At 63.6% G+C, this 22,149-nt stretch carries 20 protein-coding genes and 1 riboswitch; of the genes, 10 read left to right on the top strand and 10 right to left on the bottom strand.

From position 1 onward, the window contains the following. The first annotated feature begins 7 nt into the window (after positions 1-7). The 3 genes from BMX61_RS07515 (at position 8) to gnd (ending at position 3,990) form a co-directional block, all read left to right on the top strand. Complete coding sequence (locus BMX61_RS07515; protein ID WP_075625997.1) at positions 8-1,042, top strand: Gfo/Idh/MocA family protein; 1,035 nt, start codon at positions 8-10, stop codon at positions 1,040-1,042. Further along, positions 1,039-2,895 carry a D-apionate lactonase gene (gene apnL / locus BMX61_RS07510; protein WP_075625998.1) on the top strand — a complete coding sequence of 619 codons (1,857 nt, stop codon included), beginning with the start codon at positions 1,039-1,041 and terminating at the stop codon, positions 2,893-2,895. Before BMX61_RS07515 ends, apnL begins: the two co-directional genes overlap by 4 nt. Before the next feature lie 99 nt (positions 2,896-2,994). After that, positions 2,995-3,990 (top strand): phosphogluconate dehydrogenase (NAD(+)-dependent, decarboxylating), encoded by a 996-nt coding sequence (gene gnd, locus BMX61_RS07505; RefSeq protein ID WP_075625999.1) that lies wholly within the window; start codon positions 2,995-2,997, stop codon positions 3,988-3,990. A gap of 385 nt (positions 3,991-4,375) precedes the next feature. Here the strand turns inward: gnd and ribB are convergent, their stop codons facing one another. Continuing rightward, positions 4,376-5,023 carry a 3,4-dihydroxy-2-butanone-4-phosphate synthase gene (gene ribB, locus BMX61_RS07495; protein ID WP_075626001.1) on the bottom strand — a complete coding sequence of 216 codons (648 nt, stop codon included), beginning with the start codon at positions 5,021-5,023 and terminating at the stop codon, positions 4,376-4,378. Positions 5,024-5,155: 132 nt separating this feature from the next. Next, positions 5,156-5,375, bottom strand: a riboswitch (FMN riboswitch). 256 nt (positions 5,376-5,631) lie between these two features. On the opposite strand from ribB, the gene BMX61_RS07490 reads away from it, so the two are divergent. The 3 genes from BMX61_RS07490 to BMX61_RS07480 are packed head-to-tail and all read left to right on the top strand — an operon-like array spanning position 5,632 to position 8,944. After that, on the top strand, positions 5,632-6,675 hold the full coding sequence (locus tag BMX61_RS07490) for an amino acid ABC transporter substrate-binding protein (RefSeq protein WP_075626002.1): 1,044 nt from the start codon (positions 5,632-5,634) through the stop codon (positions 6,673-6,675). A gap of 8 nt (positions 6,676-6,683) precedes the next feature. Next, entirely contained in the window at positions 6,684-7,883 is a 1,200-nt protein-coding gene (locus tag BMX61_RS07485) for an amino acid ABC transporter permease (RefSeq protein ID WP_083639254.1), read from the top strand. Continuing rightward, positions 7,880-8,944 (top strand): amino acid ABC transporter permease, encoded by a 1,065-nt coding sequence (locus BMX61_RS07480; RefSeq protein ID WP_075626004.1) that lies wholly within the window; start codon positions 7,880-7,882, stop codon positions 8,942-8,944. Before BMX61_RS07485 ends, BMX61_RS07480 begins: the two co-directional genes overlap by 4 nt. Positions 8,945-8,980: 36 nt before the next feature. Here the strand turns inward: BMX61_RS07480 and BMX61_RS07475 are convergent, their stop codons facing one another. The 9 genes from BMX61_RS07475 to BMX61_RS07435 form a co-directional block, all read right to left on the bottom strand. Next, a complete protein-coding gene (locus tag BMX61_RS07475) occupies positions 8,981-10,003 on the bottom strand; it encodes a sulfate/molybdate ABC transporter ATP-binding protein (RefSeq protein ID WP_075626005.1) in 1,023 nt (340 codons plus the stop codon). Further along, on the bottom strand, positions 10,000-10,884 hold the full coding sequence (gene cysW / locus BMX61_RS07470; protein ID WP_075626006.1) for a sulfate ABC transporter permease subunit CysW: 885 nt from the start codon (positions 10,882-10,884) through the stop codon (positions 10,000-10,002). Before cysW ends, BMX61_RS07475 begins: the two co-directional genes overlap by 4 nt. Positions 10,885-10,887: 3 nt before the next feature. Then, positions 10,888-11,709, bottom strand: a complete 822-nt coding sequence (cysT, locus tag BMX61_RS07465; protein WP_075626007.1) for a sulfate ABC transporter permease subunit CysT — start codon at positions 11,707-11,709, stop codon at positions 10,888-10,890. Between the two features lie 184 nt (positions 11,710-11,893). Beyond that, positions 11,894-12,895: a sulfate ABC transporter substrate-binding protein gene (locus tag BMX61_RS07460; protein WP_075626008.1), complete on the bottom strand. Its 1,002-nt coding sequence runs from the start codon at positions 12,893-12,895 to the stop codon at positions 11,894-11,896. Between the two features lie 249 nt (positions 12,896-13,144). Further along, positions 13,145-14,776 carry an FGGY-family carbohydrate kinase gene (locus BMX61_RS07455; RefSeq protein WP_075626064.1) on the bottom strand — a complete coding sequence of 544 codons (1,632 nt, stop codon included), beginning with the start codon at positions 14,774-14,776 and terminating at the stop codon, positions 13,145-13,147. A 201-nt stretch (positions 14,777-14,977) separates the two neighbouring features. Then, complete coding sequence (locus BMX61_RS07450) at positions 14,978-15,706, bottom strand: SDR family oxidoreductase (RefSeq protein ID WP_075626009.1); 729 nt, start codon at positions 15,704-15,706, stop codon at positions 14,978-14,980. Positions 15,707-15,788: 82 nt separating this feature from the next. Further along, the gene (locus BMX61_RS07445; RefSeq protein ID WP_075626010.1) at positions 15,789-17,051 is read right to left on the bottom strand and encodes a sugar ABC transporter permease; all 1,263 of its coding nucleotides are present in this window, start codon (positions 17,049-17,051) and stop codon (positions 15,789-15,791) included. Then, positions 17,048-17,869, bottom strand: coding sequence for an ATP-binding cassette domain-containing protein (locus BMX61_RS07440; RefSeq protein ID WP_170854911.1), 822 nt, complete (start codon positions 17,867-17,869; stop codon positions 17,048-17,050). The genes BMX61_RS07445 and BMX61_RS07440 overlap by 4 nt, the downstream gene beginning before the upstream one ends. A gap of 73 nt (positions 17,870-17,942) precedes the next feature. Beyond that, complete coding sequence (locus BMX61_RS07435; protein ID WP_407703754.1) at positions 17,943-18,965, bottom strand: ABC transporter substrate-binding protein; 1,023 nt, start codon at positions 18,963-18,965, stop codon at positions 17,943-17,945. Positions 18,966-19,250: 285 nt separating this feature from the next. Between BMX61_RS07435 and BMX61_RS07430 the strand changes: the two genes are divergently transcribed. From BMX61_RS07430 to BMX61_RS07415, 4 genes are all read left to right on the top strand, one after another. Continuing rightward, entirely contained in the window at positions 19,251-20,282 is a 1,032-nt protein-coding gene (locus tag BMX61_RS07430; RefSeq protein ID WP_075626066.1) for a LacI family DNA-binding transcriptional regulator, read from the top strand. 175 nt (positions 20,283-20,457) lie between these two features. Continuing rightward, positions 20,458-20,850, top strand: a complete 393-nt coding sequence (locus tag BMX61_RS07425; protein WP_075626012.1) for a COG4315 family predicted lipoprotein — start codon at positions 20,458-20,460, stop codon at positions 20,848-20,850. Positions 20,851-20,856: 6 nt separating this feature from the next. Next, entirely contained in the window at positions 20,857-21,363 is a 507-nt protein-coding gene (locus tag BMX61_RS07420; protein WP_075626013.1) for a sigma-70 family RNA polymerase sigma factor, read from the top strand. Further along, entirely contained in the window at positions 21,360-22,130 is a 771-nt protein-coding gene (locus tag BMX61_RS07415; protein WP_075626014.1) for an anti-sigma factor family protein, read from the top strand. Before BMX61_RS07420 ends, BMX61_RS07415 begins: the two co-directional genes overlap by 4 nt. The last annotated feature ends 19 nt before the right edge of the window (positions 22,131-22,149 follow it).

The raw sequence follows: 22,149 nt of genomic DNA, 5'->3' as shown, positions 1-22,149 counted from the left end.
CGTGACTATGACGACCATCAAAGGCGCGCTGATCGGCTGCGGCTTCTTTGCCGTGAACCAGATGCATGGATGGGCCGATCTCGACGATGTCGAGATTGTCGCGATCTGCGATCGCGATCCCGCGCGCCTTCACGACATGGGCGAGCGCTTCAACATTTCCAGGCGTTATGACGATGCAGCGGCGCTGTTTGCCGATGGCGGTTTCGATTTCGTCGATATCGCCACCACCGTCGCCAGCCATCGCGCGCTGGTCGAGATGGCCGCCGCCAATGGCGTTCCCGCCATTTGCCAGAAGCCCTTCGCCCGGACGCTCGATGACGCCAAGGCAATGGTCGCCGTCATGAACAAGGCCGGCCTGCCTTTGATGGTGCATGAGAACTTCCGCTGGCAGACGCCGATCCGAGCCGTAAAGGCCGCGCTGGAGACGGGCGCGATCGGCACGCCCTTCTGGGGCCGTTTTTCCTTCCGCTCGGCCTTCGATGTCTTTTCCGGCCAGCCCTATCTAGCGGAGGGCCAGCGTTTTATCATCGAGGATCTCGGCATTCACACGCTCGATATCGCCCGCTTCATTCTCGGCGATGTCGAAAGCCTGACGGCACGCACGCGCCGCGTCAATCCGGCGATCAAGGGCGAAGACGCTGCCACCATCCTGCTCGACCACACCAGCGGCGCCACGTCGATTGTCGATGTCAGCTATGCCAGCCGCCTCTCCCAGGAGCTGTTTCCCCAGACCCTGGTGGAGCTTGATGGTTCCGCAGGGAGCCTGCGGCTTCACGCCGACTACCGGCTGGACGTGACCACCAAAGAGGGCACCACGACATCGGATGTCTCGCCGACGCTTCTGCCCTGGGCATCGCGCCCCTGGCACAACATTCAGGAAAGTGTCGCCGCCATCCAGGAGCATTGGCGCGATTGCCTGACACAAGGCAAGGCCCCCGAAACCTCTGGTGCCGACAATCTGAAGACGCTTGCGCTGGTGGAGGCGAGCTATCGCAGCGCCGAAACACGTGAATGCGTGGATATCGAGGCTCTCCTTTCATGACCGACGATCCCTTCCTGCTTTTCGGCACGCGGGAGGTCGAGCAGCCGCCGGTGCGGCTGACGGCGGGCCGGCTTTCGGCCGATCTGCTCGACGGCAATCTGCGCACCATCCGCTATGACGGTGTGGAGGTGCTGCGCGCCCTCGCCTATCTGGTGCGCGACCGGGATTGGGGGACATACAGTCCCACGATTACCGATCTGTCGATCGACCAGCGCGCAGATGCCTTCGATGTGCGCTATACCGCGCAGTGCAAGGGCGCGGGCAGCGAGACGCTCCGCATCGCCGTTCACATCGAAGGACGGGGGGACGGTCTGGTCTATCGCGCGGAGGCTGTGTCGCCCGAGGGATTCGAGACCAATCGCTGCGGCTTTTGCGTTCTGCATCCGATCCTCGGCCTGGCCGGTGCGCCTGTCACGGTCGAGCATGTCGACGGACAGGTCGTGGGCACGCATTTTCCCGATGTGATCGAGCCCTGGCAGCCCTTCAAGAACATGCGCGCCATCACCCATCGTCCTCTGCCCGGCGTAGCAGCGGAGTGCCGGTTGGAAGGCGATGTCTTCGAGATGGAAGACCAGCGCAATTGGTCCGATGCCTCCTACAAGACCTATGTCCGCCCACTTGCCCTGCCCTGGCCCTATCGTATTCCGGCCGGCAGCCCGCAGCGCCAGTCCGTTTCTCTTCGTATTTCCGACAGCCGGACGGCCTCAACCGAAGCCGCGGCTCCGGGCGATTCAGCCGACCCTGTCACGCTCGCCTGGGGCGAGGCGGAGGGCATTCTGCCCGCCATCGGTCTCGTCATGGCGCCGGAGGAGGTGCGCGCGAGCCTTGATGCGGCTGAGCACCTGGCCGCGCTGAAGCCGCAGGAGCTGATTGTCTCCTTCGATCCCGGCGCCGGCCATGGCGTGGAGGCGCTGCGGGATTTCGCGTCCCTTGCGGCCCTCCACAAGGGGCGGACCCTTCTGGAAATCGCGCTTCCCTGCTTATCGACGCCGGAAGCCGAGACACGGGCGATTGCCGCGCAGATGGCCGAAGCCGGCTTCAGGCCGGATGCAATCCTGATTTCGCCCTCTGTCGACCGGCAATCGACGCCGCCCGGTAGCGCCTGGCCGGCCTGCCCGCCGCTGGACGAAGTCTATGCCGCGGCGCATGCGGCTTTTGCCGGCATCCGGATCGGCGGTGGCATGCTCTCCTATTTCACCGAGCTCAACCGAAAGCGCGTCCCCGCCGAAAACCTGGCCTTTATCAGCCATTGCACCTGCCCGATCGTTCACGCCGCCGATGATCTGAGCGTGATGCAGACGCTGGAGGCCCTGCCGTTCATCACCCGCTCGGTGCGGGCGATCTATGGGGACAAGCCCTATCGCATCGGCCCTTCCACCATCCCCATGCGGCAGAACCCCTATGGCAGCCGCACCATGCCCAATCCCGGGCTGAAGCGCATGGCCATGGCTGATCGTGACCCGCGCCACACGGGCCGTTTCGCCGCCGCCTTCGCGCTCGCCTATCTGCAGAGCGTTCTCGAAGCCGGGCTCGAATGCCTCACCCTGTCCGCCCTCACCGGCCCCTTCGGTGTAATTGCCGGACGGGACGAGCCGGCTGCCGAGGGAACGCTGCGACCGCTGGGCGAGACCGTGGCGCAGCTTTGCCACCATGCCGGAAAGCCCTGGCGCGCCTGCATCAGCAGCGATCCGACGCGGTTGCGTGCCTTTGCGGTTGAAACGGCTGATGGCTGGCAGGTGCTCCTGGCCAATCTGACGGCAGGTCGGCTTGACGTTTCGCCGGAAGCTCTCGCGCCCGACATGCGAAAGCTTAACCTTGCGCCGTATGAAGTCGCGGCCGTCACGCTCCGTTAATCGGCATGGGTCAGAAAAAGCCTGTCCCACTTTGACGGCGTCTGCGCTAGATAGAGCGTGAACCGTCGGGATACCGACGTCGTCAGAAGGAAGAATTTCATGCAATTAGCCATGATGGGTCTCGGCCGTATGGGCGCGAACATGGTCCGCCGCCTGCTGCGCGCCGGTCATGAATGCGTCGTCTATGATATCAATGCCAGCGCCGTGGCGGCGCTTGTCGCGGAAGGCGCCATCGGCGCCAGCTCGATCGAGGATCTGGTCGGCAAGCTGAAGAAACCGGCGACCGTGTGGCTGATGCTGCCGGCTGCACTGACGGATGAGAACGTCAACCACGTCGCTAGGCTGATGGCGCCGGGCGACATCATCATCGATGGCGGCAATTCACATTATCACGAGGATGTGGACCGCGCAGCGCGGCTGAAGGACAGCGGCCTTGCCTATGTCGATGTCGGCACCTCGGGCGGCGTCTGGGGCCTCGAGCGCGGCTATTGCTTGATGATCGGCGGCCCGGACGAGGCCGTGCGCCATCTCGACCCGATCTTCGCTTCGCTCGCACCGGGCGCCGGCCAGCCGGCCGACCTGTCCACTGCTGCGCGCGGCTATCTCCATTGCGGCCCGAGCGGTGCCGGCCATCTGGTGAAGATGGTCCATAACGGCATCGAATATGGGATGATGGCTGCCTATGCCGAGGGCATGAACATCCTCAAAGCGGCCAATTCTGGCCATGCGACGCGCTCGGCCGATGCCGAAACCAGCCCGCTGCCGACACCGGAATATTACCAGTTCGACATCGATCTGGCCGGCGTTGCCGAAGTGTGGCGCCATGGCAGCGTCATCAGCTCCTGGCTCCTGGATCTGACGGCACAGGCCCTTTCCGCCGATCCGGATCTGGCGAGCTATGGCGGCCGTGTGTCGGACTCGGGCGAAGGCCGCTGGACGGTCAAGGCCGCGATCGATACCGGGGTGCCGGTCCCAGTGCTGACCTCGGCGCTCTTCCAGCGCTTCACCTCGCAGGGCGAAAGCCTGTTTGCCGACAAGCTTCTCTCGGCCATGCGCTTCGCCTTCGGCGGCCATCACGAGAAGCCCAAGGCCTGAACGAAATCCGGTTGATCGCTTCGCGATGTCCAGCGCTTCTTGAAAGACGCACGACGTCTTCGTGTCGTCATGCTCGGGCTTGTCCCGAGCATCTACATCGGGCGATATATCCACCAATCATTGACCACGGCAGATCCTCGGGACAAGCCCGAGGATGACGCCTCGCGTGATGATGATCATTGCCGGAAATCGCAAAACTCGGACGTGATCCTCCGGATTTCGTATGATAGCCGCACCGCCGGCTTCGGTCGGCGGGCGACGGTCTCTTTCCTGCCCTGCGCGGTTTTATGTCGTGCAGGGCAGGCATTGTCCGACAGCATCGCGCGTTTGACGAGCCAAACGATGCGGTAGCTCAGGCCGGCATGTCTGGGCCCGGCAGCTCGCGTCAGGCGACGGAGCGAAGCGCGTCAGTCACGATGGAGGGTTCCTGCGCGCGCCGGTAGGCGACCAGATCCTCGATGGTCACCAGAAGCAGGCCGTGATGCCGGGCGAAGATTTCCAGATCCGGCAGACGGGCCATGGACCCGTCGTCCTTGGCGATTTCGCAGATGACGCCGGATGGCGCGCGGCCGGCCAGACGGCAGAGATCGACGGCAGCCTCGGTATGTCCCTGACGCCCCAGCACGCCTTCCGGATGGGCGCGCAGCGGGAAGATATGGCCGGGGCGGGCGAAATCGGCGGGCTTCGTCGTCGGATCGACCAGAGCGCGAATGGTGGCCGCGCGATCGGACGCAGAGATGCCCGTCGTCGTGCCCTTCAGATAGTCCACGGAGACGGTGAAGGCGGTCTTGTGATACTCGGTGTTAACAGGCACCATCAGCGGCAGGTCCAGCGCGTCCAGCCGCTCCTGCTCGATCGGCACGCAGATCAGGCCGCGTGCATGGTTCATCATGAAGGCGATCTGCTGCGCCGTGACGCTGTCGGAAGCGGCGACGATGTCGCCCTCGTTTTCGCGGTCCAGATCGTCGACGACAACGATCATCTCACCACGCCCGAGCGCGGCGATGGCCTCTTCGATTTTCGCGATTGTCATATTCTTTGCCTTTCAAGGGTTGGCCGCTGGCGCGGCGGTCCGGCGTCGCTCGACATCGAGCGGGCGAGATTTTCCCTTGGGCGAACAAGCATAGAGTCCCGCCGGCCATCGGCCGGTGCAGGATGTCTTCCGCATTGCTCTCTTCCATCCGGACTATACCGTCGGCTCCGGCCTCTCACCGGATCTGCTGACCCTCCGGCAAAGGCCGGAGGCGCTCGCGGGCTCCGGGCATCCTCCTGCATCTCAATGCGAAGAGAATTGTGCTGCCGTGTCCTTTCGAATGGACTTCGAAGAAAGACGCCGCAGGCCCGATACCGCCGGTGGGGAATTGCACCCCGCCCTGAGAACAGGCTCAATGTAATGCCATGGCGACCGGATTTGCAAGAGCAGCGCGTTGATCGGCTCGCCTGCGTGCCGAGATCAGTCCGATGCAGCTGCCAGCCGCGGTCTGCCTGGCATATGAGCAAACTGTTTTAAAAAGCGGCGCCGCTTCGCAATAATCTATCTATTTAATGGACAATATCTCATTAGGGTGTGGCTCGGGCCGCGCTCCCTCCTCCCGGATGCGCGCCGCCTTTATTGGGGACGTCCGTTTTCAGGAGCATGTTATGCAAGCTTTATCCGTCATCAGGCGGCATTTGACGAGCGCGGTCGGGGCGGCCGTAATCGGTGCCATCGCTCTCCTGCCAGTGTCGGCTCAGGCAGGCCCAACGCTCGATAAGATCAAGGAACGCGGCGTCATCAAGGCCGGCGTCGGCACGATTCCCGGCTTTTTCTCGCCAGACAGCGAGGGCCGCTGGCAGGGGCTCTTCATCGATTTCGGCCGCGCACTCGCAGTCACGGTCTTCAACGATCCCGAGAAGGTCGAGTTCACCAATTCCTCACCGCAGCAGCGCCTGCCGGCGCTCCAGGCGGGCGAATTCGACGTGCTGCTGACGGGCGTCACGGTCACCATTACCCGTGCCTTCAAGCTGGGCTTCCACTTCGGGCCGACAGTCTTCTACGACGGCCAGGGGCTGTTGGTGCGCAAGGACCTCAACGTGACCAAGGCGGTGGATCTCGATGGCGCCACCATTGGGGTGCAGAGCGGCACCACCGGCGAGCTGAACATTGCCGACTTCTTCCGCAAGACCGGCAAGAAATTCACGCCCGTGACGATCGAGGAGACGGGCGAATTCCTCAAAGCGCTCGATTCGGGTCGTGTCGATGCACTGACGCAGGACGGGACGGATCTGGCGGCCAAGCGCACACAGCTAAAGAAACCTGATGACTACATCCTCCTGCCCGAGCGCCTGTCGAAGGAGCCCTTGGCGCCTGCCATCCGCGCCGGTGACGACCAGTGGCTGGAGATCGTCAACTGGACCGTTTACGCAACGATCCAGGCCGAGGAATTCGGCATCACCAAGGACAATGTCGACAGCTTCCTCAAGAGCGACGATCCGGCGATCAAGCGCTTCCTCGGTGTCGATCCCTCGCTCGGCGAAGCCATCGGCCTCAACCCGAAATTTGCCTATAACATCATCAAGGCCGTCGGCAATTACGGCGAGATCTTCGAGCGCAATGTCGGCAAGGGCACGGCCTTGAACTTGGAGCGCGGCTATAACCAGCTCTGGACCAAGGGTGGCCTGATCTATTCGCCACCTTTCCGCTGAGACGGTTCATGCACGCGCCTGTTCCCCCCCGCGGCGCATTTCGGCCGGGCTTTCCCAAGCCCGGCCGTTTGGCTGCGTTTCGCCAATGGCTCGGCCCCTCGCCCTTTACGCAACTGGCCGTGCTCGCGCTTGTCCTTGCCGGCCTCGTCTATTTCGGCGGCAATGTTCTGGCTACGATGGATCGGCTGGGCCTCAAGCCCGGCTTCGCTTTTCTTAGCCAGCGCGCCAATTTCGAGATCGGCGAGAGCCTGATCGCTTATTCCGCATCGGACAGCTATGGGCGCGCGCTGCTGGCCGGCTTGCTCAACACGGTGACGGTGGCGTTCTTCGGCTGCATGCTCGCGACCATTCTCGGCACCTTGCTGGGCATCATGAGGCTGTCCGACAACCTGGTGATCTCGACGGCCGTGCGGACTTATGTCGAGCTGTTTCGCAACACGCCGCTTCTGTTGCAGCTCTTTCTGTGGAGCGCGCTGTTTCATGCCCTGCCGGCGCCGCGCCGCGCCATATCGCTGTTCGACAGCATTTTCCTCACCAATCGTGGCGTCTTCCTGCCAAGGCCGGTTGTGGTGGTGATGCCCTCTCTGACGGGGCTCGTCGCTGCTCTTCTTGCTGTGGGTCTCGTCCCCCTGATCGCGCGTCGGCTCTTCCAGGTTCGCGCTGTTTTGCGATGGCAGGTCGTCAGCGGCGCGCTTGCTATCATTGCCATCATCGCCTGGGTCTCCGGCCTTTCTCTCGCGGCTGAATGGCCCGTGAAGGGCGGCTTCAATCTGAGCGGCGGCCTGTCGCTGACGCCTGAATTTGCTGGCCTGCTGACCGGCCTGACGCTGAATTCTGCGGCGGCAATCGCCGAAATCGTGCGCAGCGGCATTCAGTCCGTCGGTAAGGGACAATGGGAGGCGGCGCGTGCGCTCGGTCTGAAGCCACGCCAGATCATGCGGCTGATCGTCCTGCCCCAGGCGCTGCGCGTCATCACGCCGCTGATGACGTCGAGCTATCTCGACCTGACGAAGAATTCCAGCCTTGCGGTGGCCATCGGTTTCCCCGATCTGGTCAGCGTCGCCAATACCATCGGCAACACGACGGGCCAATCGCTGGAGGCAATCGTCCTGATTGCGGGTGTCTATCTCTTGCTCAATCTGGGCGTTTCCCTGCTGATGAACCGGTATAACCGCCGACTGCTGGCGAAGGAGGCACGCCGCGCATGAGCGATGTCCGAAGCTTTTCCCTGCCGCTGCCCCGCCGGCTCCCGCAGGCCGGCCTGTTCGACAGCTGGCGCAATGCGGCGCTCACCTTGTCCAGCCTAGCCGTCCTCGTCTGGCTGCTCTGGCCCCTGTTGCGCTGGGCGCTGGTTGATGCCGTTTGGACCGGCGCGGCCCAGGCCTGCAGCGGCGTCGAAGGCGCCTGTTGGGCCTTCATCGCCGCCAAGCTGCGCTTCATCCTGTTCGGCTTCTATCCACCGGAGCTACAATGGCGACCGGCGCTGGTGACGATCGGCATTGCGGCGCTTCTGCTTCTCTCGTCGCGCCCGCGCTTCTGGAGCACGAGGCTGCTCGTCGTCTGGCTGGTCGCGCTGCCCTTGGCTTGGATCATCATGGCGGGCAGCATCCTTCCGCCAGCCGTGTCGACCAACCAGTGGGGTGGCCTGCCCCTAACGCTGCTGGTTTCGCTGATCGGGCTTGCCACCGCCTTTCCGTTGGCGGTCCTGTTGGCACTGGCCCGTCGCGCGCAGATGGCCATTCTGCGGCTTCTGGCAATTGCCTTCATCGAATGCCTGCGCGGCGTGCCGCTGATTGCCGTTCTCTATGTCGCCATGCTGATCGTGCCCATGGCCCTGCCTGCGGATGCGCTGCTCGACAAGCTGCTGCGCGCGCAGATCGGCATCACGCTGTTCGTCTCGGCCTATCTGGCGGAAATTCTAAGGGCCGGGCTGCAATCCCTGCCGCTGGGGCAGACGGAAGCTGCCTATTCGCTCGGGCTGGGCTATTGGCGCACCATGCAACTCGTCATCCTGCCACAGGCGCTGCGCGCCGTGATCCCAGCCATCCTCAACCTGTCGATCGGCCTGATCCTCAACACCTCGCTCCTCGCGGTGATCGGCATCTCCGACCTGCTCAACACGGCCAAAACCGCCGCGACCGATCCGAATTGGCTCGGCTTCTACACGGAGTCCTTCGTCTTTGTCGCAATTCTCTATTTCGCCATCAGCTATAGCGCCTCGCGCTATACGCTCTGGCTGGAACGGCGGCTGAGAGCGGCCGTTAGCTAAGCCGAAAGGGCGGCCGGCCCTTTTCGCCGGCGCCGGTCAGGATGCGGCGAAGATTCGCGAGCGGACGATGCGCAATTGGCCGGCCTCACCTTCCGCCACCTCTACCTCGGGCGCGACGTCGAGCTCCAACACGTCGCCACCGGCAAGAACCTGTAGCCGCCGCGCACCGGGCCTGTCGATGACGCGCGTCACCGTGGCGGCAAGGCCTGGCCCACTGCGTGTCCACTCCAGATCGGCCGGACGGACATAGATCTCTGCCGGTCCGTCGGCGACATCCGGCGCGTCCAGGGTCAGCGCGCCAAGCTCGACCCTGCCGCCTTGCGCTCTGGCTGAAATGCGATGCGTGTCGCCCAGAAACCGCATGACGAAGGCGGAGTTTGGAGTTCGTGTCACAGCCCGTGGGGTGCCTTGCTGAACGATCTTGCCTTGATGGAGGATGACGACGCGGTCGGCCAGATCCAGCGCTTCCTCCTGGTCGTGCGTGACGAAGAGGGTGGTGATGCCGAGCTCGGCATGAATTTCCCGCAGCCAGCGGCGCAGATCGCGCCGGACATTGGCGTCGAGCGCGCCGAAGGGCTCATCGAGGAGCAGCACTTTCGGATCGACAGCAAGCGCGCGGGCGAGCGCGACACGCTGGCGCTGACCGCCGGAGATCTGGGCCGGGAAGCGATCGCCCAGCCCGTCCAGCTGGACCAGACGCAGAAGCTCCGCAACCCGGGCGGAAATCTCCGCGCGCGAGCGCTTGGCGGCGCGCGCCGTGCGCATGCCGAAAGCGATGTTGTCGGCCACCGTCATATGCGGGAACAGGGCGTAGTGCTGAAAGACAAAGCCGACGCCGCGCTCGCGCACCGGGATCAGCGTCGCATCCTCGCCACCGAAGAGAATGTGCCCGTCATCGGGAAATTCGAGGCCCGCCACCATGCGCAGCAGCGTGGTCTTTCCAGACCCGGAAGGGCCGAGCAGCGCCACCAGCTCGCCGCTTTCCACCGTCAGCGAGACATCATGCACGGCGCGGAAGGTGTTGAAGGTCTTGACGACGTGATCGAGCGCGATCTTCATGGCTGGTCCTTTGCCTCGGCGGTGCCGAGCGTAGCGACGATGGGGCGAACGCGGCCGGCGCCGCGCCGCTCCAGGAGCACCTTGGCGATGATGGTGAAAACTGCGATGACCGTCAGGATCAGCGCCGCCGCAAAAGCGCCCGCCGTCTGATAATCATGGTAGAGCAGTTCGATATGGAGCGGCAGCGTATTGGTCTGGCCGCGAATATTGCCTGAGACGATCGACACGGCGCCGAATTCGCCCATCACCCGGGCATTGCAGAGAATGACACCGTAGAGCAGCGCCCATTTGATATTGGGCAGCGTCACTGTACGGAAGGTCTGCCAGCCGGACGCGCCGAGCGAGGTGGCGGCCTCTTCCAGATCCCTTCCCTGCGCCTGCATCAGGGGAATGAGCTCACGCGCGACGAAGGGCGCGGTCACGAACATCGAGGCGAGCACGATGCCCGGAAGCGCAAAGAGGATCTTGATACCCGCATCTTGCAGGAGCGGACCAAAGAGACCCTGCATGCCATAGACGAAGAGATAGGCGACACCGGCGACGATGGGAGAAACCGAAAAGGGAATTTCGATCAGGATCAGAAGAAGGCTGCGGCCGGGAAAGTCGAACTTCGTGATCGACCAGGCGGCCGCAAGGCCGAAGGCGGTGTTAACGGGCACGGCAATCAGCGCCGTGGCAAGCGTCATGAGGATGGCGCTGCGCGTATCGGGATGAGCGATGGTGGCGGCGAAAACGCCGACGCCCTTGGAAAAGGCTTCGACCGCGATGACGCAGAGCGGGGCGACGACCAGCAAGGCCGAGATGACCAGAACGAAGCCAATCAAGGTGCGGCGCACGCCCGTGCCTTCGCCCACACGCGCGGGCCGGGTGGAATGGGGCATGGGTCAGCCTCGCTGCATATAGCGCAGCGCGCGTCGCTGCAGGATATTGGTCAAGGCCAGCATGACGAAGGCGGTGATGAGCAGCACCGACGCAATCGCCGCCGCAGCCTGATATTCATATTCCTCCAGCCGGATGAAGACGAGCAGTGCGGTGATCTCGGTCGACATCGGCTGGTTGCCGGCGATGAAGATGATCGCCCCGAATTCGCCGAGGCTGCGGGCGAACGACAGCGAGAGGCCCGCAAGAATCGACGGCGCCAGAAGCGGCAGGATGACACGGGTGAAAATTTCGCGGTCGCTCGCTCCGAGCGACTGTCCGGCCTCTTCGAGTGCCGGATCAAGCTCCTCCAGCACCGGCTGCACCGTGCGCACGATAAAGGGCAGGCTGGTGAAGCACATGGCCAGCATGATGCCGAGCGGGGTATAGGCGACGCGAATGCCCAAGGGATCGAGCACGTGACCGAACCAGCCGCCGGGCGCGAACAGGGTCGTCAGCGCAATGCCGGCCACGGCCGTTGGCAGGGCGAACGGCAGATCGACCACGGCGTCGAGCAGACGGCGGCCGGGAAAGCGATAGCGCACCAGCACCCAGGCAAGCGCAAGGCCGAAGAAGAAGTTGAAGACGGTGGCGGCCAGGGCGGACAGGGCCGTGACACGATAGCTCGCCAGCGCACGCTCGGAGGTGACGATCTGCCAGTAAGCGGCCGGACCAAGGCTTGCTGCCTTGAAGACCAGGGCCAGAACCGGCAGGGCGATGATCAAAGCTGCGTAGAACAGCGTCACGCCGAGCGACAGGGACAGACCTGGCAGAACGCGTTGCTTCACGCGATTTCCTTTTCAGACAAGCAGGAAGCTTTGCCGACAGCGGGTGGCGGCTTCATGCAGAAACCAGGCGGGGATTGCAAGAACGACCATCGCGGCCAAACAGGTTTGGCCGCGAGCGGTTCGAGACGGATGTGTGTCAGGTGCCGAGATCGTCAGTCAATGCCGTCGGTCGGCTTCCAAGCGATCAGCGTTGCCCGTAGATCTGGTCGAGCAGGCCGCCCGAGGCGAAGTGTTCCTTCTGCACCTTGTCCCAGCCGCCAAAGACGTCGTTGACCGTCAGCAGCTGAGTGGTCGGAAACTGATCCTTGAATGCATCGACCACGGACGGCTCATTCACGCGGTTGCCGTTTTCGGCAAGGATCTTCTGGCCATCGGCCGTGTAGAGGAACGACAGATAGGCCTTGGCGATCTCGCGCGAGCCGCGCTGATCCACGACCTTGTCGACCACGGCAACGGGGAAATCGGCCTTGAGGCTAACGGGCGGAACGATCACCTGGAACTTGTCGGAGCCAAGCTCCTTGGCGATGCCGCGTGTCTCGGCTTCGAAGGTGATCAGCACATCGCCGATATTGCGCTCGGCAAAGGTCGTTGTGGCGGCGCGTCCCCCGGTGTCGAAGACCGGCACATTGTCGAACAGCTTCTTGACGAAGGCGGTCGCCTTGGCCTCATCATTGCCATAGGCCTGCTTGGCGAAGGCGTAAGCGGCCAGATAGGTATAGCGCGCATTACCCGAGGTCTTCGGGTTGGGGAAGATCACCTTGACATCGTCGCGCACGAGATCGTCCCAATTCTTGATCTGCTTGGGATTGCCGGCGCGCACCAGGAAGGCGGGGAAGGAATAATAGGGCGAGGCGTCATTGGCGAAGCTCTTGCGCCAATCGGCTGAAACGAAGCCGCCCTTCACCAGCTGATCGATGTCCGTGCTCTGGTTGAAGGTGACGACATCAGCTTCCAGACCTTCAAGGATCGAGCGCGCTTGCTTGGAGGAGCCGGCATGCGACTGGTCGATCTGCAAGTCCTTGCCGGTGTCCGCCTTGTACTTGGCGATGAAGGCCTTGTTGACGGCGACAAACAGCTCACGCGAAATATCGTAGGAAGCATTCAGGATCTTGCCCGGTGTTTCCGCCAAGGCAGGGCCCGACACCAGCGCGGCCAGAACCGTGCCGACAAGCAATAGACGTTTCATCAAAAATCTCCGCCAAATAGAGGGCCAAGCTAGACAAGCGCTCGCATGGTGGCCAGGCAACCACGTTTCTCTATCGAAGCCTTTAGAGAAAATCGTTCCGAAGATGGCATCGTTTAGAGATGAATATCCGCACCGACGTGACATTTGATCAAAAATGACGAGCGTCGTTGCACTTGGGTTAGCACGCTTGGAACGCTGTGACGTGAGAGGTGCGCGGGCGGCCGTGCTCCGCCCATCGCCTTCGTGCCTTCAGCAACCGCGAACGTCGCGCGCCGCCGCCTGCAAGCTTTGGAATGCCGCATATCGCGCGGCATGGGCCTCGGCGATGGCACCTCCGGCAGGTATATAGACGCGGTCGGCGGCCGAAAGTGCGTGCATCGCTGCGCGGGCGTCGGGAAAGCTGCCGGCCGCCAGTGCGCCGAGCAGTGCCGCGCCGAGCAGGACGGGTTCGGCCGCCTTGGGTGCCACTACCGGCTTGCCTGCCGCATCCGCCAGCCACTGCCGGACGACATCATGTTGACCTGCCCCACCGCTGATGACGATGCGCGCGATCTCGGCACCGGACTGCGCCTGGGCCTCGATAATCTCTTTCAGCCCATAACCAATGCCATAGAGGCCGGCGACATAAAGCGCGACCAGGCTGTCCTCGTCCCGGTCCATGCCGAGCCCGGCGATAATTGCGCGGGCATGAGGGTCGGCAAAGGGCGCGCGATTGCCGAGAAATTCCGGCACGACATGCAGACCTTTCACCAGCCGCACCGCCTCGGATGGCGAAGCCAGCTTCGCCCCGGCCAGTTCCGCGAGGAAGACGGGCAGCGGCACATTCTGCGCCGCTGCCGCCTCGGCTGCCCGTGAAGCGTAAGGGTGAAAGGCGATCAGCTGGTCGATTGCCGCACCTGCCGCGCTCTGGCCGCCCTCGTTCAACCACATGCCCGGAACCATGGCCGAATAGTAAGGTCCCCAGACGCCCGGCACGAAGACGGGCTCCGCCGTAGACGACATGGTGCAGGAGGAGGTGCCGAAGACATAGGCCATGTTCTCCTCGGGCTTGCCGCCGTAGCCGACCGTGCCGATACCCCCGGCATGCGCGTCGATCATGCCGGCGGCAACGGCCGTGCCGGGCTTCAGGCCCAGTGCTGCGGCCGCTTCCGCCGTGAGCCCACCGGCAAGCGCACTGCCCGGCTCGACAATGGTCTGGCCGATACGCGAAAATCCCTCCTCTGCCAATTCTCCAAGGCCGATCTTTTGGAAATAATCGGCGTCCCAGCGCTTCTCATGCGCGAGATAGGTCCATTTGCAGGTTACCGTGCAGGTTGAACGGGCGAGGTCGCCGGTCGCGCGCCAGGTGAGAAAATCCGCCAGATCGAAGAATTGCCACGCCGCGTTGAATACGTCCGGCCGGTTTTCCTTGAGCCAGAGCAGCTTCGGGGTTTCCATCTCAGGCGAGATCTTGCCGCCGACATAGGCAAGCACCGGATGGCCGAGCGCATTGATCCGCTCGGCCTGTTCAACGGCACGGTGGTCCATCCAGACGATGATGTCACGATCCGCGTTCCCGCTGGCGCCGACCGGCAGGGAGGCACCGCCTTGGCCGAGGACCACTAGAGAGCAGGTGGCATCGAAGCCGATGCCGACCACGGCGGCAGGATCAACGCCGGCAGATATCACCGTCTCACGGACGCTGGCGCAGACCGCATCCCAGATTTCGCGGCTGGATTGCTCGGCAATATCTCCGGCTTCGCGGTAGAGCGTGATATCGCGCTTCGCGGTGGCCAGCATGGTGCCGTCAAGGGCGAAGAGCCCGGCACGGGCGCTGCCCGTTCCCACATCGACTCCCACGACATAGGTGGCGTTCGCGGTGTCCTGGCGCTGGTCTGGCATGGTCAAGTCTCGCTTCAGAAAGGTCTGGTCGCGTTTCATTCAAAGCGGATGCAGGCCTATGCTCCGCACTCCGCTTCCACTGATGATGTTGACGCTCGGCCCCCCCGCCGGGCGCAGAGGGCTTCTGCCAGCATCGCCTTGGAGCATCGGCCGGACAAGCGGCGACCGGCTTTTCCGAAGATCCGACGCGAAACAAGGGCTCTAGAGGTCGACGCTGTTCGGCACGATGACGAGATCGCGGATCGTGACGTTGCGCGGGCGCGTCAGCATGAAGAGCACGGCGTCGGCCACTTCCTTCGGCTGCATCAGGCTGCCATTGGCCAGCGCTTCGTCCATCTTCTCCTTCGGCCAATCGTCGAGCAGCGCGGTAACAACAGGGCCGGGCAAGACCGCGCCGACACGCACGCCATGCTGCGACACCTGGCGGCGCGTGGAATGGACGAAGGCCTGAACAGCGAATTTCGAGGCCGTATAGATCGGCTCCCAGATCACCGGCACCACACCGGCGATCGAGCTGGTAAAGAGGATGTCGCCGGATTTCTGCGCGATCATATGCGGCAGAACGGCATGAACGCTGCGGAAGGCGGCGTTGATGTTGAGGTTCAGCATGCGGTCCCAGGCATCGGGGTCACCCTCGGCAACAGGGCCGCCAATATAGGCGCCGGCATTGGCGTGGAAGATGTCGAGGCCGCCGGCGATCTCCAGGATGCGCGGCAGCATGGCCGAGACTTCGGGGCCGTTCAAAAGGTCGACCACCAGCGGCTTGGCCCGCTCGCCGATCTCGGCGCACAGCGTCTTCAGCCGGTCTTCCGCACGGTCGATCAGGACCACGGTTGCGCCGGCGGCAACCAGCGTGCGCGCGCATTCCAGGCCGATGCCCGAGGCGGCGCCAGTGATGGCCGCGACTTTCCCGTTCAGCGATTCAGACATGAAACTCTCCTTGAATTGAACTCACTTCGAGACGAAGCGGGGCGCTCCGCCCTGCTTCGCTGCGTGTGAAAGGGCAATTGCCTCAAGCGCGACCGTGGCTGACGCGGGAGCGGCGGGCAAGTGAATCGACGATGACGGCGATGGCCAGCACGGCGCCCGTGATCATGTAGCGCAGCGAGGAGCTGAGGTTGAGCAGCGTCAGCCCGTTGGAAATCGCCTGGATGACGATGATGCCGAGCAGGGCCGAATAGGCGCTGCCGCGTCCGCCGAAGAGACTGGTGCCGCCGATCACGGCTGCGGCAATGGCGTTGAGGTTGACATCGCCTGTGCCGGCCTGCTGGCTGGAGGATGCAAGCCGCGCGGCCGAGAGCATGCCGCCGAGCGCAGCCAGCGTCGAGCACAGCATGAAGGCGCTCATATAGATCCGGCGGACATTGATGCCGGCGCGGCGCGCGGCTTCGCGGTTTCCGCCTACGGCAAACATGGAGCGGCCCCATTGCGTGCGGGTCAGCGCATAATCGAGCACCACCACCAGCGCGATCAGAAGGCCGAACATCCACGGCACGCCGCGACCCTGGTTCAGGTAGAAGACCGCAAATTCCAGACCGAGGGTGAGCAGACCTGCTTTCAGGATCAGCGCGCTCAGCGGCGGTGCGGAAAGCCCAGCGGCTTGGCGGCCAGCCCGAGTGCGCAAGCCTCTTAGCACCATAACGGCGCCGGGAACCAGCGCCAGCAGATGTGACAACCATGCCGGCATTACATAGATCTGCCCGAAGCGCACGAGCACCGAGGCAAAAGGCAGATTGATGCTGCCGGTCGGGCCGAGAATATAGAGCTGCAGCCCGAGCAGCGCGAGAAGGCCGGCCAAGGTGGCAACGAAGCTCGGCATGCCCAATCGATTATAAAGAACGCCGTAGAGCGCGCCGACGCAGGCACCGGCGGCAAGCCCTGCAAAGATCGCCAGCGGCAGCGCCAAGCCGAGATTGACCCAGAGCACGCCGACCATGGCGGAGGCGAGCCCGCTCATCGAACCGACCGACAGGTCGATTTCCCCCAACAGCAGCACGCAGACGATGCCCAGCGAGATGATGCCGACGGTGGCGCAATCGAAGAGCAGGTTGACGAGATTGTTCGGCAGCAGGAACACCGGGTTCAGCAGGCTGAAGACCACGGAAATGACGATGAGGCCGACAACGACGGGCAGCATGCCGAGATCGCCGGAGCGCACCTTGTCCAGCGAGGCGCGCAGCATGGCGCCGATGCTGTCATCATGGCGCATGCGCACGTCCGAGCGGTCGAGCGGGGCCTCTGCAGGGGCCGGGGTGAGGTTGGCTGGCTTGCTCATGTGAGGCTCCCGGTCTGTTCCTGTGCGTGGACGGATTTGCGCTCCATGCGACGGGATACGGAATTTTCCGTCGCGCCCGTAATGGCGGCCACGAGTTCCTGGTTGGAGGCGTCAGGCGTGAAGACGCCGTTGTTGCGGCCAAGCCGCAGGACGACGATGCGGTCGGCAACCGCGCGCACATCCTCCATATTATGGCTGATGATGATGACGCCGAGGCCGCGGTCGCGCACGCGCTCGATCAGGTTGAGCACCTCGGCGGTCTGTGCGACGCCAAGGGCGGCTGTCGGCTCGTCCAGCATGATGATCTTGGGATCGAGCAGCAGCGAACGGGCAATGGCCACGGTCTGGCGCTGGCCGCCCGACAGGGAGGCAATCGGCTGGCGCACGGAGGGAATGCGCGCGGCGAGTTCGCGCAGCAGCGTCCAGGCGCGCACTTCCATCGCAACCTCATCCAGCGCCCAGGGCGACATTTCATGGCCGAGGAAAAGATTGGCGACGACATCGAGATTTTCGCAGAGCGCCAGATCCTGGAAGACCGTGGCGATACCCAGTTCAAGCGCCTTGCCGGGGCTGTCGAGCGAGGCCGGACGGCCCATGAAGTCGATCGTGCCGGAAGATGGCTGATGAACGCCGGCCAGCACCTTGATCAGCGTCGACTTACCGGCACCATTGTCTCCCACCAGCGCGACGACTTCTCCGGCCTTCACCTCGAGGTCGATATCGGTCAGCGCCGAGACGGCGCCAAAATTCTTGCAAATCTGGCTGAGCCGCAGAATGGTTTCACCTTTCGCGGGCATGGCCTTTGTGGTCGTGGTCATGGCTTGAAGCCTTTCTGGGCGATCGGATGGCCCGGCCGATCCTGTCGGTGCGGCCGGGCAGGCTTGTCCAGGCTTACTGGATGCCGAGCTTCTTGCAGCCCTCGGCATATTCGCCGGTGCAGACTTCGGCGGCCGTTTGGATCTTCTTGTCGAAGATTTCGGCCTTGATGTTTTCGGCGGTGACGACCGCCGGTACGAACAGCTCGGAGGGCGTATCGTAGAGCGTGGTCTTCGCTTCCGGCTTTTCGCCCTTGGCAAGCTGGACGGCGACCTTGGCGGCGGCGGCAGCGACGATTTCCGATGGCTTGGAGATGGTGTTGTACTGGTCGCCTGAAATGATCAGCTGCAGAGCGGCGATCGTTGCGTCATTGCCGGTGACCGGCGGAACCGGCTTAACGCCAGCAGCCTTGAAGGCAGCGATGGCGCCGCCGCCCGTTCCGTCATTGGCAGCCACCACGCCTTTGATGTCGGCGCCGAAGCGAGTGATCTGGCCGGCAGCCCATTCCTGCGCCTTCGGCGGTGCCCATTCCGGCGTGTCGAATTCGGCGAGCGTCTTGAAGCCGGAGTCTTTCAGGCCGCGATGGATGCCGTCCCGGATCAGGCCGGCAGCGGCGTCCGTCGGCGAGCCGTTGATCTGAAGCACACCGGCTCCGTCCTTGACGCCACTGGCCTTGAGATGATCGACCAGCGACTTGGCAATCGAGTAGCCGATCTTCTCATTGTCGAAGGAGACGTAATAGTCGGCCGGCTTGTTGGGGATCGGCCGGTCATAGGCCACGACTTTGACGCCCTGCGACTGCGCGATCTCGACCAGGCCAGCGGCTGCAGCGGAATCGACGGGATCGATTACGACGACCTTGGCGCCTTGGGCCATGACCGAATTGAACTGCTGCTGCTGCAACGAAGCGTCGCCATTGGCATTCTGGTAGATGACGGTGCACTCGGCGCAGAGCTTGGCCATCTCGGCCTTGAAGCCGGGAAAATCGTGCTGCTCGTAGCGCGTGGATGCCTGGTCCGGCATCAGGAAGGCGACCGTATCGGCGGCCTGGGCTGCGGATGCGCCGTAAACGGCCGAGAGCGTGACGGCGGACGCCATCAGGACGGTGCTAATCTTCATTGTCTCCTCCGTGGGATTTCAACCCGTTATCGTTCGAGGGCACTCCCGCTCGTCCCTTCGCGTGACGGACGCCGCCGCCCCGCTCCCACCGCTGATAAGCATGCGGATCGCCGAGTCGGCCTGTCGCCGTTTTGAAGGGACGCTCCCGGCCAGCCCTCCACTGCCAGCCTGTATCATCGATTGTGCATCGATGCTCAATCGATGGAGCATTGATTGCCACGCACCGCATTTGATGTCAAGCTACATCTTGAACAGGAGAACGACGTGCAGTTTCCGCCCCGCCAGACCAAGAAGACGACCATCTACGATCTCGCCGAACTGGCGGGCACGTCGGCCAGCGCGGTGAGCTCGGTGTTGAACGGAACGTGGAAGAAGCGGCGCATCAGCGCCAAGCTGGCGGAAAAGGTGACCCGGCTTGCGCAAGAGCAGGGCTATGCCGTGAACATGCAGGCCAGCCTGCTGCGCCGCGAGAGCTCGCGCATCGTCGGTATGATCGTGCCGAAATATGACAACCGCTATTTCGGCTCCATCGTCGAAACCTTCGAGACCATGGCGCGTGAGCGCGGGCTGTTCCCCATCGTGACCTGCACGCGGCGCGACCCGGAGCTGGAGGTGGAAGCCGCGCGCGAGATGCTCGGCTACCAGGTGGAATGGCTGATCGCCACCGGCGCTACCGATCCGGACCGGATCACTGATATCTGCACGAGCGCGGGCGCCAGAAGCCTCAACCTCGACCTGCCGGGCTCGCGGGCGCCATCGATCATCTCCGACAATTTTGCCGGCGCCTATGGCCTGACCCGCCGCATCCTGGACAATTGCCAGCAGCGGCTGGGCCAGATGAGCCCGCTGATGTTCGTGGGCGGGCGGGCGAGCGACCACAATACGGGCGAGCGCCTGCGTGGCTTCAAGGCGGCGCATCAGGATGCCGGCCTTTCGCCCGATCCCTCGTTCATCCTTCCCTGCGGCTACGCGCCGGAGAAGGCGGAAGCAGCACTCGAGGCGCGCTGGGCCTCCGGCTCGGCCATGCCCGGCGGCATGTTCGTAAACTCCACCATCTCGCTGGAAGGGGTGGTTCACTGGATCAAGCGCTCCGGCCATTATGGCCAGGACATGCCCGTCATGGGCTGCTTCGACTGGGATCCCTTCGTCACTCTGCTCGGCGGCGGCATCGAGATGGTGCGACAGGACGTGCCGGCCATGCTGCGTGCGGTCTTCTCCATTATTGACAGCGGCGAAGCACCGGAGCCGATCATCAAGATCCCGCCGATCGACATGCATGAGATGGCTGAGGCCTGACGAGCCACGCCTACCGCGGCGCGTCTTTGCGCCGAACAATCAGGCGATCAAAAAAAATCGCGAAATCATCCGATGTCCGGGATGAAAATCGACATGGCGGTGTTCTCCTCCTCAGCGAACGCCGATCAGGGCGTCCGCGTACCTCGTGAAAACTGGACAGCCTGGAGGAAATTTCATGCTCATACGTTCTCTGCTGCTCGCCGGCCTGATGGCCGCTGCGACGCTTTCGCCCGCCCATGCCGAAGACGAGGCCGGTGGCGCCATCAAGACCCGTGACACCGGCAAGGGAGAGGTTTTGACCGATGCCAAGGGCATGACGCTTTATACGTTCGACAAGGACACGGGCGGCACGTCGGCCTGCGATGGCGATTGCGCCAAGAAATGGCCACCGCTTCTTGCGGCCAAAGGTGCCAAGGACGATGGCGAGTTTACCCTCGTCAAGCGCAAGGATGGCAAGCAGCAATGGGCGCATGAGGGCTCGCCTCTTTATCTGTGGATCAACGACAAGAAGCCCGGCGACACGACCGGCGATGGCGTTGGCGGCGTGTGGCACGTCGCGAAGGATTGATGGTGCATGGGTGACCTCCTGAACGAGATCGCCGAACACGTGCCGGCCTTGCGCCGCTACGCACGGGCGCTGACGCGTGACCGCGATCAGGCGGATGATCTCGTTCAGGATTGCCTGGAGCGCGCGATCCGCAAGAAAGGACTTTGGACGCCGAAGGGGCCGCTTCGCGCCTGGCTGTTTCGCATCCTCCTCAACCTCCTGCGCAACGATATGCGGGCGCGGCGGCGCCGGCCGCAGACGATGCCGATCGAAAATTTTGTGGGCGAGCTTGCTGCGCCGGACAGTCCGTTCGAACGACTTGCTCTTGTCGAGCTGGCGCGGGCGATCGATCGTCTCCCGGACGAGCAGCGTGAGGTGTTGCTTCTCGTCGCGGTGGAAGGGATGAGCTATGCCGAGGCCGCCGGCATTCTCGATATTCCCCTAGGGACCTTGATGTCACGCCTTGGACGGGCCCGTGCGGCAATACGGGCAGCCACCTATGAGGACGGGCCGAAGCTGAGAGCAGTGAAATGAACGGCGCAGAAAGACCCATCACCACCGATGATCTCCATGCCTTCGTCGATGGCGAGCTTGACGAGGCGCGCCGCCATGCCGTGGAAATCTATCTGGAAACCACGCCGGATGCCGCAAAGGCCATGGCCGACTGGCGCCGCCAGAACGAAATGATGCAGGCGCTTTATGGCCGCATCGCTGAGGAAGACGTGCCGAAGCGACTGGATCCGCACCGCATCGCCGCCGCAACGCGGACCGGCGGCTTTCGCTGGCGCAGCCTTGCGGCATCGGCAGCCTTGCTGGCAATCGGCATCGTCCTCGGCTGGGCAGCCGCCCCTTTGCTGCCATCCCCCGGCGCCCAGGCGAATGGTCTGGTCGAAACGGCGGTCGAAGCGCATCGCCTTTATGCCGACGACATGGTGCGGCCGGTCGAACTTGGCGCCGACCAGGGGCCGGTTTTGCAAAAATGGCTGTCCCGCCGCCTGGATCGCACCCTCCATCTGCCCGATCTCAGCGCTTCCGGGCTGCAGTTCATCGGCGGTCGTCTATTGCCGAGCGGCGATGGCGCGGCCGCGCAGCTGATGTATGAGGACGAAGCGGGCCGCCGTGTGACCCTTTATGTTGCTCCCTCGGCCTCCGACGCCGACAGTCCTTTCCTGCATCAGCGGGTCAAGCAGCTGGAGGCTGTGTTCTGGGGCGACGAGACGGTGCGCTGTGCCGTGGTCGGCAACCTGCCGCTCTCCAGGCTGCAGACGATTGCCAAGGCGGCTTACAGGCAGCTGATCTGAGGCGGACAGCTTAAAGCCA

It is taken from the genome of Xaviernesmea oryzae, from assembly GCF_900109605.1.
In the GTDB taxonomy this organism is placed as follows: domain Bacteria; phylum Pseudomonadota; class Alphaproteobacteria; order Rhizobiales; family Rhizobiaceae; genus Xaviernesmea; species Xaviernesmea oryzae.
Note: the sequence above shows the minus strand (reverse complement) of the source record. Positions and strands in the feature narration are given on the sequence as shown.